The 15,571-nt window shown below is 54.1% G+C and carries 13 protein-coding genes; 9 read left to right on the top strand and 4 right to left on the bottom strand.

The features are described from left to right. Window positions 1–91: 91 nt before the first annotated feature. Complete coding sequence (locus tag CCALI_RS11095; RefSeq protein ID WP_016483577.1) at window positions 92–3,088, bottom strand: GxGYxYP domain-containing protein; 2,997 nt, start codon at window positions 3,086–3,088, stop codon at window positions 92–94. 296 nt (window positions 3,089–3,384) lie between these two features. Here CCALI_RS11095 and CCALI_RS11090 point away from each other — a divergent pair, with 296 nt between their 5' ends. From CCALI_RS11090 to CCALI_RS15355, 4 genes are all read left to right on the top strand, one after another. After that, window positions 3,385–3,819, top strand: a complete 435-nt coding sequence (locus CCALI_RS11090; RefSeq protein ID WP_016483576.1) for an STAS domain-containing protein — start codon at window positions 3,385–3,387, stop codon at window positions 3,817–3,819. 86 nt (window positions 3,820–3,905) lie between these two features. Beyond that, window positions 3,906–4,109: a hypothetical protein gene (locus tag CCALI_RS11085; protein WP_016483575.1), complete on the top strand. Its 204-nt coding sequence runs from the start codon at window positions 3,906–3,908 to the stop codon at window positions 4,107–4,109. 312 nt (window positions 4,110–4,421) lie between these two features. Next, entirely contained in the window at window positions 4,422–6,305 is a 1,884-nt protein-coding gene (locus CCALI_RS11080) for a hypothetical protein (RefSeq protein WP_016483574.1), read from the top strand. Further along, window positions 6,302–7,573 (top strand): glycoside hydrolase family 5 protein, encoded by a 1,272-nt coding sequence (locus tag CCALI_RS15355; RefSeq protein WP_016483573.1) that lies wholly within the window; start codon window positions 6,302–6,304, stop codon window positions 7,571–7,573. The genes CCALI_RS11080 and CCALI_RS15355 overlap by 4 nt, the downstream gene beginning before the upstream one ends. Window positions 7,574–7,618: 45 nt before the next feature. Here the strand turns inward: CCALI_RS15355 and CCALI_RS11070 are convergent, their stop codons facing one another. Both CCALI_RS11070 and CCALI_RS16395 read right to left on the bottom strand, forming a co-directional pair. Then, window positions 7,619–7,837, bottom strand: a complete 219-nt coding sequence (locus tag CCALI_RS11070; RefSeq protein WP_016483572.1) for a hypothetical protein — start codon at window positions 7,835–7,837, stop codon at window positions 7,619–7,621. Window positions 7,838–7,851: 14 nt separating this feature from the next. Further along, window positions 7,852–8,742 carry a prepilin-type N-terminal cleavage/methylation domain-containing protein gene (locus CCALI_RS16395; RefSeq protein ID WP_016483571.1) on the bottom strand — a complete coding sequence of 297 codons (891 nt, stop codon included), beginning with the start codon at window positions 8,740–8,742 and terminating at the stop codon, window positions 7,852–7,854. Between the two features lie 440 nt (window positions 8,743–9,182). Between CCALI_RS16395 and CCALI_RS11055 the strand changes: the two genes are divergently transcribed. The 5 genes from CCALI_RS11055 (at window position 9,183) to guaB (ending at window position 14,713) form a co-directional block, all read left to right on the top strand. Continuing rightward, on the top strand, window positions 9,183–10,025 hold the full coding sequence (locus tag CCALI_RS11055; protein ID WP_016483570.1) for a redox-sensing transcriptional repressor Rex: 843 nt from the start codon (window positions 9,183–9,185) through the stop codon (window positions 10,023–10,025). Then, window positions 10,022–10,693, top strand: a complete 672-nt coding sequence (locus CCALI_RS11050; RefSeq protein ID WP_016483569.1) for a precorrin-2 dehydrogenase/sirohydrochlorin ferrochelatase family protein — start codon at window positions 10,022–10,024, stop codon at window positions 10,691–10,693. Before CCALI_RS11055 ends, CCALI_RS11050 begins: the two co-directional genes overlap by 4 nt. Continuing rightward, window positions 10,693–12,069 carry a glutamyl-tRNA reductase gene (hemA, locus tag CCALI_RS11045; RefSeq protein WP_016483568.1) on the top strand — a complete coding sequence of 459 codons (1,377 nt, stop codon included), beginning with the start codon at window positions 10,693–10,695 and terminating at the stop codon, window positions 12,067–12,069. The genes CCALI_RS11050 and hemA overlap by 1 nt, the downstream gene beginning before the upstream one ends. After that, window positions 12,066–12,911 carry a cytochrome c biogenesis protein CcsA gene (ccsA, locus tag CCALI_RS11040; protein WP_016483567.1) on the top strand — a complete coding sequence of 282 codons (846 nt, stop codon included), beginning with the start codon at window positions 12,066–12,068 and terminating at the stop codon, window positions 12,909–12,911. The genes hemA and ccsA overlap by 4 nt, the downstream gene beginning before the upstream one ends. 272 nt (window positions 12,912–13,183) lie before the next feature. Further along, entirely contained in the window at window positions 13,184–14,713 is a 1,530-nt protein-coding gene (guaB, locus tag CCALI_RS11035) for an IMP dehydrogenase (RefSeq protein ID WP_016483566.1), read from the top strand. A gap of 15 nt (window positions 14,714–14,728) precedes the next feature. Here the strand turns inward: guaB and CCALI_RS11030 are convergent, their stop codons facing one another. Next, window positions 14,729–15,370: an O-methyltransferase gene (locus CCALI_RS11030; protein ID WP_016483565.1), complete on the bottom strand. Its 642-nt coding sequence runs from the start codon at window positions 15,368–15,370 to the stop codon at window positions 14,729–14,731. Window positions 15,371–15,571: the final 201 nt, after the last annotated feature.

Raw genomic sequence — 15,571 nt, 5'->3', positions numbered from 1 at the left:
CAATGCGAACATAGGGAGCAAACACAAGTTTGCTCCCTACACCTGCTCTACTGAGAGACAAAGGCCTCAGCAGAATGTCTTGCTGAATGAGCTAGGGGCGACGCATCGTGGTCGTTGTACCGCCGCTGATGCGCCATAGATCTACCCCATCCATCCGCACGCCCACCTTACCATCCCAATAGAAGCGCGTTTCTAAGGCGCCGCCGGGATGATGAAAAACAAGAGGGACGTACACATAACGGCCTAGTGGCAGCTCCGACAGGAGCACCCCACGTTCGGCGAGCACAGGCACCCCACCTCCTACACAGCTATCTACTAAGCCTACGGAGCCCTCTTGTTCTCCTACGCGCTCTATGCGGAACAACGCCAAGTAGTCTCCCGCCGGCATCGGCACATAGGGGCCGAAAAGCGCATGACCTGCCTGGTCTTTCCCCGGTAAGACCTGCCAAGCCCTGCCCCCAATCGCTCTAGGATCCGTAACCATAGCGCCTGTTTGGTGGGCGAGAGCGCTCACATCAAAATGCTGAACATAGCTCAATGTGGGAAGCGTACCACTTTTTGTCCGCAGCACCTCTAAACCGCCCACAAGTTCACTTGGGTCGATCGAGCGCAGCTGTACCGTTGTTCGGTGCGAGGGGCCCCCTTCTACCGTCGCTTCAAGCTGCACCGTATCTGCTTGTGGCACACCGGCCACGCTTACAGGGACTTTCACATCTGGAGCCAACGCGGCTAGATTTCCCTCTATCTCAACGTCCGTCATGCCGTCCGTCACTCGAACCTGTGCAGAGACCGGATGCGATTCCACGTTCTCTAATGTGCATTGGAATCGTAAAGGCAACCCAATGATACGCGCTATGAGATTTGGACAGCTCACCAGCAGCTTTTCTTTCTTCAGATACTCTCTATAGAGAGCCCCTAGCACATCCGGGCGCACTACCACATAGTCGGGACCTAAGCGCCTCATGATCTCTGGTAACATGGAGAGATCGGTGAACCAGTTGAGCGCAAATAGATGCAGAAAAGCGGGGCGACGTTCCGGTGTAATAGCCTTTATCTGCTCCACTAATGAATCGATCTGCTCCTCACGTGACAGCTGGCCATTCCAATTCGTCACCGCATGGAACACCGGTAGGTTGCGAACAATCGGGTAGGTGGCCTCATCGTAAGAACCCACACGGCGTCCGTAGTCTGGGAAGAGCGCCTGCAATGTGGGAATGTCCTCGGCATAACGGTCTAATAGCGAGTCGTGCGTAATGCCCATAATCCAGCCGTCCACGATATCCATATGACGATAGCCCTCGGCCGTTTGATACAGAAAGCGATCGAAGACCTCTTGGCGATAAGGCGCCTTGTAACGCGCCCCGAACGAATCAGGATAGGTATAACCAATGCCGGAGACGGCCCCCACGAACTGATCATCTGGCGAGGCCGTTTGGTAGTAGTAGTTGGCGATATCGGGCATAAGCAGCCAAGACGAGGGCGATATCGTCCAGCCGATGGGCATAGTACCTCGTACCGGGCTTTTCCAGAGCACCGGGAAGTTGAAAACACTGAGTACCGGCAGATTGTCGCCATCCGAGAGGATCCAGGAGACGTAGACTTTGCGCGGGTCTAACTTCGGCGGCGCTGGGTGGCGCTGGTGAAAATTCGGCAGCCGAATCCCGCTATGCACACTGAGGTTGCTGCAGTCGGTACTACCTACCAAATAGCGCCCAAACTCAGCAAAGAGAGTAACTCCAGGCCCTTCGCCAACTCCGACATCCTGCCCGGCATAGGGATAGCTGATGACAGGAGCGTCCGCTGGCATTTTGGCAAGAAGCTGCTCCATAAGGTGCATTTCTGCTGTCGGATCAGCTCCTGGCCTTGCCCCGTCAATAGGCCCCGAAATCCAGAAGATAAAGATGCGATTCTCCACAAGGTAATCGCGCAGCGGCATTTGCTGCGGATAGGTGCAAGAGATCACCTCATGATTGAGGTGAGGCCACAAATTGTCAAACGCCCACTGATAGGCCTGTACATCTGTCGTCCAACGTCCTCTTAAATCCTCCTTTACAGGAAGCCCAAGCTCTTTTGCTAACGAGGGCGTAGCGACCAAAAGGTCGTCAATGCTGGCGATCATGGTTGCAACGTTCACCGATGCTGGCCGTGTGGGGTCTGTTACCACAAGCCCATGATAGACGCTGCGATACTCCTGGAGAAGCTGGTGAGGATCGGTTACTTCCTTCCATCCCTTGATCCAACCATTTTGGCGCATCCATCGCAACCAAAACGGGTCTTGGTCGTTGAGGAGATAGTAGATGCGGGGCCTTTGACGATTGACCAGCCCTTGTAGGCTCAGCAAAAGGAGTTGCCAAGAAGGCCCCTGCTTCCGCAGATCAAGCACCTCTAGTGTGGAAGCAGGCGTGTGCGAGCGAGGAAACAGAGGCGTCCCTGCTGGCGCGAAGAGAGGAGTTAAATGGTTCGGTTCCCCGCTCTCGCGGGCCGGCGGCGCTCGATGAATAAACTGAGAGAGGTTTGCCCCTTCTACTCGAAACAGCGTCACTTTATCCACTCGCAAGTTCGCATATCCCGCCCAGTTCACACGTACCTCAAGCGCCCCACCAGGATAGTGGAATGGCAGCGGAATCTCCACGTAGTGTTCACGGGGAAGATCGGCCGTGGCTAAATCTACCGAGTTCAGGATATTCTGTCCGTAATCTATGCATGCATCTAGCGTGCCTACGATCTCTTCATCGGTGGAGCTGGTGCGCTCGACACGGGCAAATGCCACATAATCGCCCTGGGGCAAGGTTGTGATGTAAGGTCCGTAGAGCATGGCAGCGCTCGGTTCCCCCACTGAGGCCTCCCAAGCTTTGCTCTCCGTGGCTTGAGGGTCGGAAACAGCCTTGCCCGTTCCATGTTTATAGAGCGTCCCCGCAGCCGCCCATGTAGCCACAAGCGTATAGGAGCCGGAAGGGACCTCAAAGTGAGGGGGAACCTCACGCAAAATGTCCTCAGGTACCTGAGCAGCAGCCTTTGTCCATAGACCAAAGCAGCTCAGTGCAAGCCAACACACAATCCCGCAAATTAAGGGGTATCGAGAGACCACCTAAACCTCCTCAAGATGAGATTTGGGGCGCGATGAATGGCGCCCTTACAGGAGTTACACTTTCTGGAAAAATCCGAGAATTCCTGCCGGAGGCGATTCGCACCTCCTTCCCCACTGCCCGTCAAACTTTCTTATGGTAAATTTCAGGTGGAAATATGGAATAACGAGACTGGGAACGGTGGTTCCTGAGGAAAAGAGCGAGCGGAATGCCAAGTTCTCTCTTTCCCCTCCTTTTCTCAAGCGCTCCTGCCGATAATGAAGCCAAACGTTCTCGGTAGAGAGCTTTTGAGGAACCCATGGAAAACACGTCGTGCAAGCTACACCTTTATCTGCATAGCGGCATACCCGTGCTCACACTGGAGGGCGAATGGAATGAAGGCATTCAGCAGCAGTTGGCAGAGGCTATCAACTACCTCTTGCTCACTGCTCACTTCGAGGTCGTGATCAACCTCGCTAAAGCACATCGTCTTCCTTTGCTCGACTTAGCCTGGTGGCACGCCTTCGAAACGCTAGGAGAACGTCTCGCCGCTCATTACGGACGTCTCGAAGTTGTGGGCAACAGGGAACACGTTCGCATCGCCTCTGCACTACGAAGACAACGCCTGCAGTGGGCGCTTACCGAAGAGGAGGCTATCTGCCATCTGCGCGGGCGAAGCCAATGCGGACAGAGTGTTGTGGTGCGCGCGCACCTAATGACACCCGATAACGAGAGAGGTCTTCAGCCCGTCTGAACGAACGCAGAACTTATTTCGTCCAACAGATAGGGCACGCCAAACACAGGCCACCGACCGACAGATGAATACCGAGGATGCACTCTATGAAAAATGAGGATACACGCTTAAAGATCGTTCGACTTCTCGAACCGTCGCTCTGCTTATCTTGCCGCTACGCCTCCATCGCTACGGTGGAGATGGAAAACGGCACAAGCCGGCGAATGCTGCATTGCCGCCGATTCGACTGCGATAACTGGCAGACCGAGGAGATATCGGAAACCCCGCGCTCCATACAAGAAGAGAGCTAAGGCCTACCTGCCTCTGCTCAGCAGGCAGACAGGCACCCCGCCCTATCTCCTCTGCCAACATAGCCAACGAAGCAGAGATGCTTGACATAAACAAGGGAGTATCTTCGCAAAGATACTCCCTTGTTGTTCCGAAGCAGACATGGAAGGCACATTTTCTGCGATGACTTGAAGATCGCAGTTGCCATTTTGCTTTTTACAAAACAGATTCCTTCTCAGAAAAACGTTCCCCTATCCGAAGCAACAGGCAGGAAAGTTCGCCCTTTTTCCTCAATTTATCCAGCAAAGCACTCTTCCTCGAAAGGAGATTCCCTCATGTCCCGTTGTCTACGAGCTCTTGTGGGAGCCTTGTTGCTTCTCATCTCCTTTGTAAAACCCACCAAGGCTCAACAAAAACCTACTCCTCCCGATGTCCCCGTGCCGCAGGCGCCCGGCGTTCGCGACCTCGCATTCGATACATGGGTAGGCGTGGATGCACTTGGCAGAAAGCTACCAACAGCAACCGATACCCATCCGCCCCGCCGCCGCTTTGTCGGCATCTTTTATTTCATCACGCAAGGCATGTTGGCACGTTACGATGCCGGCGGCCATGCCACCTACGACGAGCCCCGCAACCTACATGACAACACAGAGATCATCCGAGAACTTCATGGAGATCCTCTCACGAAACCGCAGGGCTGGCAACCTTATGCGGTCTACTGGTGGGGAGAGCCGGCTGTAGGCTACTATATGGCCGATGACCCTTGGGTGATACGACATAACCTGCAGATGCTTGAAGAGGCCGGCGTTGATGTGATCCTCTTTGATATAACCAATGCACTAACTTATCAACCGGTCTACCTTCAGATCATGGCCGTTGCAGAACAGATGCGCCTGCAGGGTAATCCCACCCCGCAGTTCGCCTTCGTTACCCACTCTCGGGGTGGCTACACCGTTACGAAGCTTTATAACGACTTCTACTCTCGTAACCTCTTCCCAGACCTCTGGTTCTATTGGCAAGGCAAACCGCTTATCCTTGGCGATAAGAACGCAAAAATGGATGATGGCTCACCGCTCGATCCCAAAATCCGCGACTTCTTTACCTGGCGCTATTCATGGGCATGGGATCCAGGCCAGGACAAGTGGCAGTGGATTGACAACTATCCACAGCGCTGGGGCTGGCATACCGATCCTAACGCTCCCGAAGAGCTGCCCGTTGCCGTGGCTAGCCACCCCGTAAACGATATCGGTAGAAGCTACCATGGGGCACCGGACCATGGAGGCTACGAGCCCCCTCTAAACGACCAGGACATCGCTGCCGACGTGAACAAGGGGATCTATTTCCAAGAGCAGTGGGATCGCGCCCTGCAAGTAGATCCGTTGTTTGTATTTGTCACGGGCTGGAACGAGTGGACCGCGATGGCTTTTCCCTCACCAGGCCCTTCGCTCCATTTTCTAGGCAAACCAGCACCACAGGGCACATTCTACTTTGTGGACGAGTACAATGAAGAGTTTAGCCGAGATATCATGCCGATGAAAGGCGGCTTCGGCGATGACTACTACATGCAACTAGTGGAAAACATTCGCCGATACAAAGGGGTACGCCCTATACCGATTGCACATGGCTTCCATACCGTCCCCCTTGGCGATTTCGAGGCATGGCAAAATATCTCGCCGGATTTTCTTAACTTCATCGGCAACACCATGCACCGCGATTGGCCCGGATGGGGCACCAACTACTATGTGGACAACTCCGGCCGTAACGATATCATCGAAGCGAAAGTAGCCTGTGATGCAAAAAACATCTACTTTTATGCCCGCACGCGAGAAAAACTAAGCCCTTATACGGATCCCAACTGGATGCAATTGCTGATTGATAGCGACCAAAACCCCAAAACCGGCTGGCACGGCTACGACTTTGTGGTGAATCATAAAGTGCTTAGTCCTACTGTTACGACCATCCAGAGTCTGCGCACCGGGAAAGTGTGGCGCATTGCCTACCGTGCTAGAGGCAATGAGCTGATGGTTATCGTGCCAAGAAGTATTCTCGGATTGACGAATCTACAGAAAACCACGTTCGATTTTCATTGGGTAGATAACGTACCGATAGGCGGCAATGAGAACATTATTAACTTTTGGTATGAAGGCGACAGCGCTCCTGATGGGCGCTTCAACTATCGCTTTATAGATGAGCGTAGAGAGGTGGCTTCAAAGAGATGATCTCCCGGCGTCACTTGTTAGCAAATGGCTGTGGACTGCTTGCAGCTGCCTGTTATAGCACCAAGGACGCGCCCTCATTGGCAGCAACACCGCACCGTGAGAGCGCCTCTACTATGCCTTGGCTGCGGACACTCGGCACGCAGATCGTAGACGAAAAGGGAAACCCTGTTGTTCTTCAAGGCATTAACCTCGGAGGGTGGCTCGTCGAGGAGATGTGGATGTTGCCGTTTATTACCGAACCGCCCTCCGGCAGCGATCTACCTCCAATTCGCGATCACGTTTCTTTGTGGAACGTTCTACAAACACGCTTGAGCAAAGCAAGTAAGCTTCGTCTGATGGCCGCCTGGCGCGATCACTGGATAACAGAGGAGGATTTCAGGCGCATTCGTGATATCGGCTTCAACTGCGTACGCCTTCCCTTCCTCCACGATCTGTTTGAAGAGGAATCAAACCCTTGGCTTTGGTTGGATAAGGCCGTTGAATGGGCAGGCAAATACGGCCTCTACGTCGTTTTGGACATGCATGGCGCACCAGGTCGCCAAAGTCGCGATCACCACACGGGGGAAGAGGGGCGCAACCGCTTTTTTTACGACCCTAGCTATCTGGAGAGAGCCGAGAACCTCTGGCGAAACATCGCCGCACGCTATCGTGATCGCCCCGAAATAGCGGGTTACGACCTGCTGAACGAGCCGATGGGGGCTCCTAATACGGCCATGATCTACCTCGCGGAAGACCGCCTCTACCAGGCCATACGTTCTGTAGACAAACGGCATCTCCTCTTTTTCGAAGATGGCTACACTGGGCTGTCCAATATGCCCTATCCTAATGTGCTTGGCTGGACAAACGCTGTGCTTAGCGCTCACTCCTACCAGTTCCAAGCAAAATCCGCCCAAGATCATTTGAACGCGCTCCGAGGGCTCATCGCGAACGTAGAACAAACTATCTATCAACAACGAAAAACCCCCTTCTACCTCGGCGAGTTCAATCTAGAGCCACATGGCACGCCTCAAACCTTGGTCACATGGGCACAAATGCTAAATGCCCAACAGATCTCGTGGTCGCTCTGGACCTACAAAGTGACCATGCGAAATGGAGACACCTCCATGTGGGGACTATATCATAATACCCATCCCATAGCGCAGCCGCTCGATCCCTATCGGGATAGCGAGTCGGCGCTGATCGCCAAAATGGATCAGGTGAAAACAGCGAACCTCGAGGAGAATACTTCTCTCACAATGGCGCTTCAACAGGCGCTTAAAGCAAAGTAGGGCGAAGCAGTTGCTTCGCCCTACTTTGCTGGATAGCCTACCCCATCAGTCGCCGCTGGTGGCTGCGTTCGGTTCAGGAGCGGGAGGTTGTGATTGCATAGTCTGTCCGGCGCTTTGGTCCATCTGTTGCTCTTGCTGATGTACCTTTTCCGATTCGCTCACCGGATGGTTTGGAGAGGGCTTTTCCGAAGGTTGCGAGGAGCATCCTGCTAGCCCTACCGTCATAAGCAGGAGGAACATAAAGAAGATGCTGAGTCGCTTCATCTCGTCCTCACAACTTAGTAGAGGTTCCACAACGGCCAAGGCTGCGTCCACGAAGGTTGCTGCGTGGTGTAATAGGCCATGTTCTCGTAATTAGGAATCGGCATTCCACCATATTGAGCTGAAGTGGGACACATGCCGAGGAACGCCGTGGCCTTCATCCATTTTGCATGGCCATCACAGTAGCCGATGTTGAATCCGTCGTTATGTGGGGCGAACTTTTTGTTTACCGGATTACTTGGGTTGCCATCCGGTGGAAAGATCAGCTTCGCCCAGTATTCGCGCGTCGCCTCTGGATAAGCGATGAGGTGAGTGCCGTTCCCAACATCATAAGAGCCAACAGCAGGGTAGTTTGTCTCCATCGTCAACATGGCTTCAGCCGGCGAGTTCAGACCGGCCAACTTGCCACCCGTCCATGAATCGCGAAACGCGCCATAGCGGTTAGGATTTCCGTACGTGTTCAGACTTCCGGTAATGGCGAGGTTAAGTCCGTAACCAGCACCGAAAATCTCGGCATCGTACAACCAGCTTGGCTGATCGTAAGTGCGACTTGGACAGAACATGATCTGGTTGTTCTTAGTGTAGGGATAGGTCCACCACCACCATTTGTAGTGGTTGATTCGGTCTCCGTAAGGTCCATTACACCCTATGGCCGTAGAGGGCGCCCCTGGCAAAGGCACCGTACCCCCGTTTGCGCAGTCGTCGTTTCGCGGCCAGGTCTCATCGTAGTCCTGCACGTACATCAGCAGGCCGAGGATCTCCTGTTTTGTATTGGACAAACAGGAGATCTGACATGCCTTTTCGCGCGCTTGCGCAAATACGGGGAAGAGTATCGCCGCGAGAATGGCGATAATGGCGATAACTACGAGAAGCTCAATGAGGGTAAAACCCTTCTTCTTTCCTTGCATACCGACTTTCTCCTTCCGTTTTGCTGGACTGAACCCTTGTGGAGTTCAGACACAAAGTGGATTTTGGTGAGGAACAAAGAGCGGCATCGATCGGGTAGATCGACGTTGATCGAGAAAGTGCTGGAAACGATACAGTTAGCATTGTACCACGTTTACAGCACATTTCCATTCCCCTCGCAAACTTCGCTCTTGCTCCAAGCAAGTTATACCAAAAGGAATATTAAGGAGCTTTTAAGGAGGAGTGTGCAAAAAATTTTTTTGAGAATCGGCACTCTGTCCACAATCAACACGTTACCGTTCGCGTTCACCGGTAAAAAATATGGAATAACCTAGAGGCCCTAAAACCCTATTAGCAGGCATGGAAAGGCTTAACGGAGAGATTGCGCATTGTTTCACAAACCAATTGACGGCTCTACTCGCAAGGGGTATACTGCCCTTCGATGGAAGACGAAAACCACGTTTTGTCTCGCGCAACGATGCCGGGGTTCGACCACACGAATGAGGTGGAAACCTTGACACAAGTTCCTAATAGCAGAGTGCCCGTTCCCACCCTGGAGCGGTTAGCCACCTATCTACGCCTGCTTCATGACCTGGATCAGGCGCACATCGAAACCGTCTCCTCGAGTGAAGTGGAACGCCAAACAGGTATCAATGCCGCTCAGTTCCGTAAAGACCTCTCCTACTTTGGAGAGTTCGGAAAACCGGGCGTTGGCTATAACGTGCCTGAACTGCGCCAGCGTATTACACGTATCCTAAAAATAGATAGACCTAAACCTGTTATTCTTATTGGGGCGGGGAACTTGGGTTCGGCTTTAGTGGGTTATCCGGGGTTAAAGGAGCATCAATTCGAGCTTGTGGCCGTGTTCGACAACAACTACGGCAAAATAGGGCGGCCTCTATGGAACCTTATCATACAGGATATTGCGCGCCTGAAAGAGCTAAATAGCTCTCTCAAAGCCCGCATTGCCATTCTAGCCGTTCCGGCCAGCGCCGCACAGGACGTTTGCGAACGCTTGGTAGACGCCGGCATCCGCGCCATTCTTAACTTCGCGCCCGTTCTGTTGCGTGTGCCTGACGGGGTCTACGTGCGCAATGTCTCCTTCATCCAAGAGCTCGCCGTGCTCTCCTACCATCTCTCCGAAGAAGAAGAGCGCGAAAGACAACAAAACGGCCATCACCAAGGAGCCCTAGCAGAACCCCATCCCACGGCTTTGACCACCTATGCCGCAGCAGCCGAAGAACCCGAAGTCCCTGACCCAACAGAGGCACCTATTGAAAATTGAGACCGTTCTATCCGATTTTGCTGGATATTAGCGACCAGCTGTGCGTTGTCATCGGCGGAGGGCCTGTAGCAGAACGCCGTGTAAGTGGGCTGCTCGATGCCCACGCGCGGGTGCGCGTGGTATGCCTTACGGCAACAGAACGACTTCAACAGTGGGCCGCTATGGGTTGCATTGAGTTGCGGATGGAACCCTTTCAACCTGCTCATCTGGACGATGCCATGTTGGTTTTTGCCGCTACAAACGAACGTGCCCTTAACGAGTGGGTGGCCAGAAGCGCCAAGGAGCGAAACCTTTTGGTGAACGTCGCAGACGCTCCGGAGCAAGGCCATTTTATCGTTCCCTCCGTGGTGCGTCGTGGCGACTTGTGCCTTTGCGTTGGCACAGGTGGCCAGCAGCCGAAACTGGCAGCACAAATTGCCGACGAGCTCGCCGAACGCTACGGCACCGAGTATGAAAAGCTTTTACAACTTCTTGGAAAACTGCGCAATGAGATTCTCTCCGCCACCCCTGCCAACTCACCGCTTCGCCAAGAGGCGCTAGAACGGCTCCATGCGCAAACCCCAAAGCTCCTAGCGATGATCCGGGCAGGGCTTGACCCAGAACAGGAGGCGCGTGCCGTTTTAAACTATCTTCTTCATCAGCCGTTACCAAAAGAGGGACAACAGTGATGCCCATCGTTCTCGTGGGTATGAATCATCAAAGCGCTCCTCTCGCTCTGCGAGAACGGCTAAGCTACCAAAAACATGCGCTTCCCGCTGCATTTAAAGCGCTCAGCACGGCCTCTTCGGTTCAAGAGTGTGTCATCCTTTCTACATGCAATCGCGTAGAGGTCTATGCGGTCGGATCGGTTTCTCCTGCCCAGCTTTGTGAAGAGCTCATCACCCATATCTCACGATTTCACAACGTGCCCGCCACAGAGTTCGCCTCGCTCCTCTACCGCAAAATGGAGGAGGAGGCTGTTCATCACCTCCTGCGCGTAGCCTGCAGCCTCGACTCGATGGTGATCGGCGAAGCGCAGATCTTAGGTCAAGTGCGAGAAGCGCTGCGCACCGCACAAAGCGTGGGTGCCGCTGGGCCGTTGCTTTCGCGGCTCTTTGAGCACGCCCTTACAGCAGGGAAACGCGTTCGTACAGAAACAGAGATCGGGCGCGGGGGCTTCTCCATCGGTCACGTCGCTGTAGAACTCGCAAGTCGGATCTTCGACGATTTCACCCACGCCCAGATTCTCATTCTTGGGGCCGGCAAAATGAGCGAACTGGCCGCTCGGCATCTCATTCAAAACGGCGTGCGGTTCGTGGTGGTGGCCAACCGCACCTACGAACGCGCCCGCGACATGGCGCATCGCCTCAGTGGGCAGGCCATTCACTTTGAAGAGGCCTTCGAAACTGGGCTTGTCCAAGCAGACATCGTTATCTCCTCTACGGCAGCCCCGCATCCTATTCTACGCAAAGATAATCTCTTGCCCATCATGAGGCGACGACGCGGAAAACCTCTCTTCCTTATAGATATCGCCCTCCCACGCGATGTCGCGGAGGACGTCAACGACCTAGAGAACGTGTTCGTCTATAATCTTGATGACCTTCAAGCCTATCTCAACGAACACATTCAAAACCGAGAAGCCGAGATCCACCGAGCCGAAGCCATTGTTGACGAAGAGCGAGTGCGTTTCCTTGCCTGGCGTAAGACGCGCGAAGTGACGCCGGCCATCGGCGCCCTACGCGCGCATCTCGAACAGATCAAGCAGGAGTATTGGCAGATCTTTGCTCCACGCCTCGCCCACCTGCCTGAAAAAGATCGTCAAACCATCCGCACCATGATGGATGCGATGATAGACAGAGTGGCCAAAGACCCCATACAACGCTTAAAAACGGCGGCGTTAGAGAACACAAGCGACTACGATCTACCCCGCGCGCTTTGTGAACTTTTCGGAATAACGGCGGCCGAGCCATCTCCGTCCCTCCCTGCCCACACAACCGCTCCTGATATAGACGCTGATCCCGACGTCACGACACTTTCTGCAGCCCCAACGGAACCAGAGAGATGATCGAACCTTCCATCCTTCTCAATGAGCTGGCACTTATTCTTTACGTCATTGCCGCCATCTGCTATGGGGCCTCCCTGGTCTTACTCGCTCCCAAAGCTCCATCCACCAACAACACGTCGCTACTGCTTTGGGCTCGCGTCGCTCTCGTTTCCGCCATACTGCTTCAGCTGGCGGCCACCGGTTCCTGGTGCGTCCTCACCCATCTATCACCCTTCGCCAGCAAGTACGGCACACTCGCCGTTATGGCATGGACTTTGGCGATTCTGCTGCTTTTCTTCGACCTGCGCCTACGCCTTCGCGCGCTCGGCGCAGCGGCATCGCCTATTGTTATCCTCTTTCTTGTTTTGGGGCTTCTCAATACAAACGGTCCCTTAGCCAAGAACAAGATGATCGAAACACAGGTCGTCAGCCTGCACGTCATGACCATCGTGGCAGGGATCGCATTGTTCGTGCTCGCTTTCGCTTGCGCATGCCTCTATCTCTTGCAAAACCGCCTGCTAAAGGCACGCCGTGTCGCCGGCCCCTTCCGTTTACTACCTCCGCTCGCCACCCTCGACCGGGCGGCCTATCTCTCAGTGGCCTACGGCTTGCCCCTCCTAACGCTGGGCCTAGCGCTAGGCGTGGCCTATATTTTCTATCTCCATACCTCGCCGTTGCTTTGGCTGGCAGACCCTCATAACCTCGCCGCCTTTCTTACCTGGTTTCTCTATGCCTTCTATCTACTAGCGCGTTTGGCGTTTGGCTGGCGCGGCATTCGCCTTCAATATGTACTAGTGGCTGGCCTGCCGTTCCTGCTGATTCTCTATCTTCTTCCCTCTCCAACCCATCACTTTCCTCAGTGAAATTTCACACAGCGAGCCATGAGGTTTCTGATAGTATCGGGAACCTCTTGCCCTCCCCAGTTAACATTCCCCCTCCACTTACCCCAAGACCGATGCCCCTTCCTACAAACAGCGCTAAATCTGCATATTCCCTAGTTACGGCAGATTTTGCTGAACGGGTAGAAACAGAACGCGGCTTCGCCGCGAAAGTCAGAGGTTCTCTTACTCTGTAAACCACATACAGCGAGGAAGAAGGTATAATTTCTACTAACTTTGCAGTGATCGAGGAGCCAATGGGAGTGGGGATCGGAGAGATGCAGGAGACGGATGTCAAAATACGCGAGGGGCTAAGCTTCGATGACGTTCTGTTGGTGCCAGGAGAAAGCGATGTGCGCCCCGCCGATGTGGATTTGAGAACGGAGATTGCACGCGGCATTTGGCTGAAAGCGCCCGTGTTGAGTTCGCCTATGGATCGCGTTACAGGCGCACGCATGGCCATCGCAATGGCCCGCGAGGGAGGGCTTGGCATTATTCACCGTAACATGAGCCCAACCGCACAGGCACAAGAAGTGGATAAGGTGAAGCGCTCCGAACATGGAATTATCGTAGACCCCATTAGCCTACCCCCAGATCGCACCATTCGAGACGCCCTGCAGATCATGGAGCGCTACCATATCTCCGGAGTGCCCATCACCGAGCCGGACACCGGCAAACTCGTTGGCATCCTTACCAACCGCGACATCCGCTTTGAAACCAACTACAACCGCCCCATCTATGAGGTGATGACCACCGACGCCTCACGACCCGGGGGGCTGATTACCGCCCCGCTCGGCACCACTTTAGAGCAGGCGCAACAGATACTGCAAGCGCACCGCATCGAGAAACTGCCTATCGTGGACGAAAACCGTAGACTTCTTGGGCTTATCACCATCAAAGATATCCAAAAGGTTCGTGAGTACCCCAACGCAACGAAGGATGCCCGTGGACGACTCCGATGTGGAGCGGCTGTAGGCCCTTTGCGCGATCCAGTGGGGCGAACGGCGGTTCTTGTAGAGGCTGGTGTAGATGTGATTGTTATTGATGCTGCCCATGGTCATTCGCTCGACGTTATCAACGCCGTGCGCGCCATCAAACAGAAGTTTCCGGATCTGCCGGTTATTGCCGGCAATGTCGCCACGCGCGAAGGCACCCGAGCCCTCATTGAGGCCGGCGCCGACGCTATACGGGTTGGGCTTGGGGCTGGCAGCATCTGCACTACCCGCATTGTCAGCGGCGTGGGAGTCCCTCAATTCACCGCAGTGATGGAGTGCGCTGAAGAGGCCGCTCGCTATGGCATCCCCGTCATTGCCGATGGCGGGATTCGGTGGAGCGGTGATGCCACCAAAGCCCTGGCGGCAGGGGCCGCAGCGGTTATGGTGGGCAATATGTTGGCCGGTACCGACGAAGCCCCAGGCGAGGTGATCCTTTACCAAGGACGCGCCTACAAAGAGTATCGCGGCATGGGTAGCGAAGGTGCCCTCCAAGAAGGCTCTAGCGACCGCTATGGCCTTGAGAACGCCTCCCGCTACGTTCCCGAAGGCGTCGAGGGAAGGGTTCCCTACAAAGGCGCAATGAACGACACCATCTATCAACTTCTCGGCGGCATTCGCTCTGGGCTTGGTTATGTGGGGGCACGAACCATTAAGGAACTTCACCAAAAAGCGCGATTCGTGCGCCAAACGTCTGCCTCACTGCGTGAAAGCCACGTACACGACGTTTGGATAACCAAAGAACCCCCCAACTACTCCAGCGAATACGCTTTTAATGAGGGCAGCCGCGATTAGACCAGGCGCTGAACCCTAGGGCACATAGTAGCTCAGCATAATGCCGTCCCGAATGGGAATGAGGCTGCTGATAAACTGTGGGTCCTGCGTGAGCAGCTTGGTCGTCGTGCGGATAGCCTGTACCGCCTCCGAAGTGTTCGCCGGATCGAAAATAGAGCCGTGAAGGAACATGTTATCCACTAACAAAACGCCACCAGGGCGTAATCTCTCTTTGATCACCGGTATCGAGGCCGGATAGCCCACCTTGTCAATGTCGTTAAAGATAAGATCAAAACGCTCTTCGGTTGCTTTCAACGTCTCCACCGCTTCCGCCACGTGAAACTGAACGATATCAGAATAGCCGAGGCGCCCTAAATAGTCCTTTGCCTGTGAGGACAGCTTCTCATCCCAAACCACGTGGTGCACCACTCCGCCGCCGTTTTCACGAACAGCACGCGCAAACCAAGCGGTTGAATAGCCGTACCCAGAGCCTAGCTCAAAAATGCGGGTCGCTTTCATCATACGCGCGATCTGGTAAAGAAACTGCCCTCCCGCAATGCCGATAATGGGAAAGCCAATCTCACGAGCGCGCGCCTCCATCTCCAGCATAACCTCATGGCGTTGGGGTACAAGGCTCTCAAGATAGCCCATCATCTGTGGGTGAAAAAGGTCAGGCATTCTATCCTCCGTCTAAGAAATTTCTGCAGAGCCTATTTCTCAAGTACAAACGTTTTTCCTGCCTATCTCACCCTCTACAAAAGGTTAGGTTTGTATGTATCTTTCACCATCTATAACAGATATATTTTGCTTTATAGATTTGTCAACAGCTTATATTCCGTAACCCACCCTCCTTCAAAACCGAGCGTTGAGTGGTAAACT

Source organism: Chthonomonas calidirosea T49, from assembly GCF_000427095.1.
Classification (GTDB): Bacteria; Armatimonadota; Chthonomonadetes; order Chthonomonadales; family Chthonomonadaceae; genus Chthonomonas; species Chthonomonas calidirosea.
This window is presented reverse-complemented; position numbering and strand designations above follow the sequence as displayed.

Bases quoted from the DNA above. Each gene is read 5' to 3' on its own strand.
- guaB (WP_016483566.1), top strand. From the start codon at position 13,184: ATGGGAGTGGGGATCGGAGAGATGCAGGAGACGGATGTCAAAATACGC.
- hemA (WP_016483568.1), top strand. From the start codon at position 10,693: ATGCCCATCGTTCTCGTGGGTATGAATCATCAAAGCGCTCCTCTCGCT.
- CCALI_RS16395 (WP_016483571.1), bottom strand. From the start codon at position 8,742: ATGCAAGGAAAGAAGAAGGGTTTTACCCTCATTGAGCTTCTCGTAGTT.
- CCALI_RS11055 (WP_016483570.1), top strand. From the start codon at position 9,183: ATGGAAGACGAAAACCACGTTTTGTCTCGCGCAACGATGCCGGGGTTC.
- CCALI_RS11030 (WP_016483565.1), bottom strand. From the start codon at position 15,370: ATGCCTGACCTTTTTCACCCACAGATGATGGGCTATCTTGAGAGCCTT.
- ccsA (WP_016483567.1), top strand. From the start codon at position 12,066: ATGATCGAACCTTCCATCCTTCTCAATGAGCTGGCACTTATTCTTTAC.
- CCALI_RS11085 (WP_016483575.1), top strand. From the start codon at position 3,906: ATGAAAAATGAGGATACACGCTTAAAGATCGTTCGACTTCTCGAACCG.
- CCALI_RS11070 (WP_016483572.1), bottom strand. From the start codon at position 7,837: ATGAAGCGACTCAGCATCTTCTTTATGTTCCTCCTGCTTATGACGGTA.
- CCALI_RS15355 (WP_016483573.1), top strand. From the start codon at position 6,302: ATGATCTCCCGGCGTCACTTGTTAGCAAATGGCTGTGGACTGCTTGCA.
- CCALI_RS11080 (WP_016483574.1), top strand. From the start codon at position 4,422: ATGTCCCGTTGTCTACGAGCTCTTGTGGGAGCCTTGTTGCTTCTCATC.
- CCALI_RS11090 (WP_016483576.1), top strand. From the start codon at position 3,385: ATGGAAAACACGTCGTGCAAGCTACACCTTTATCTGCATAGCGGCATA.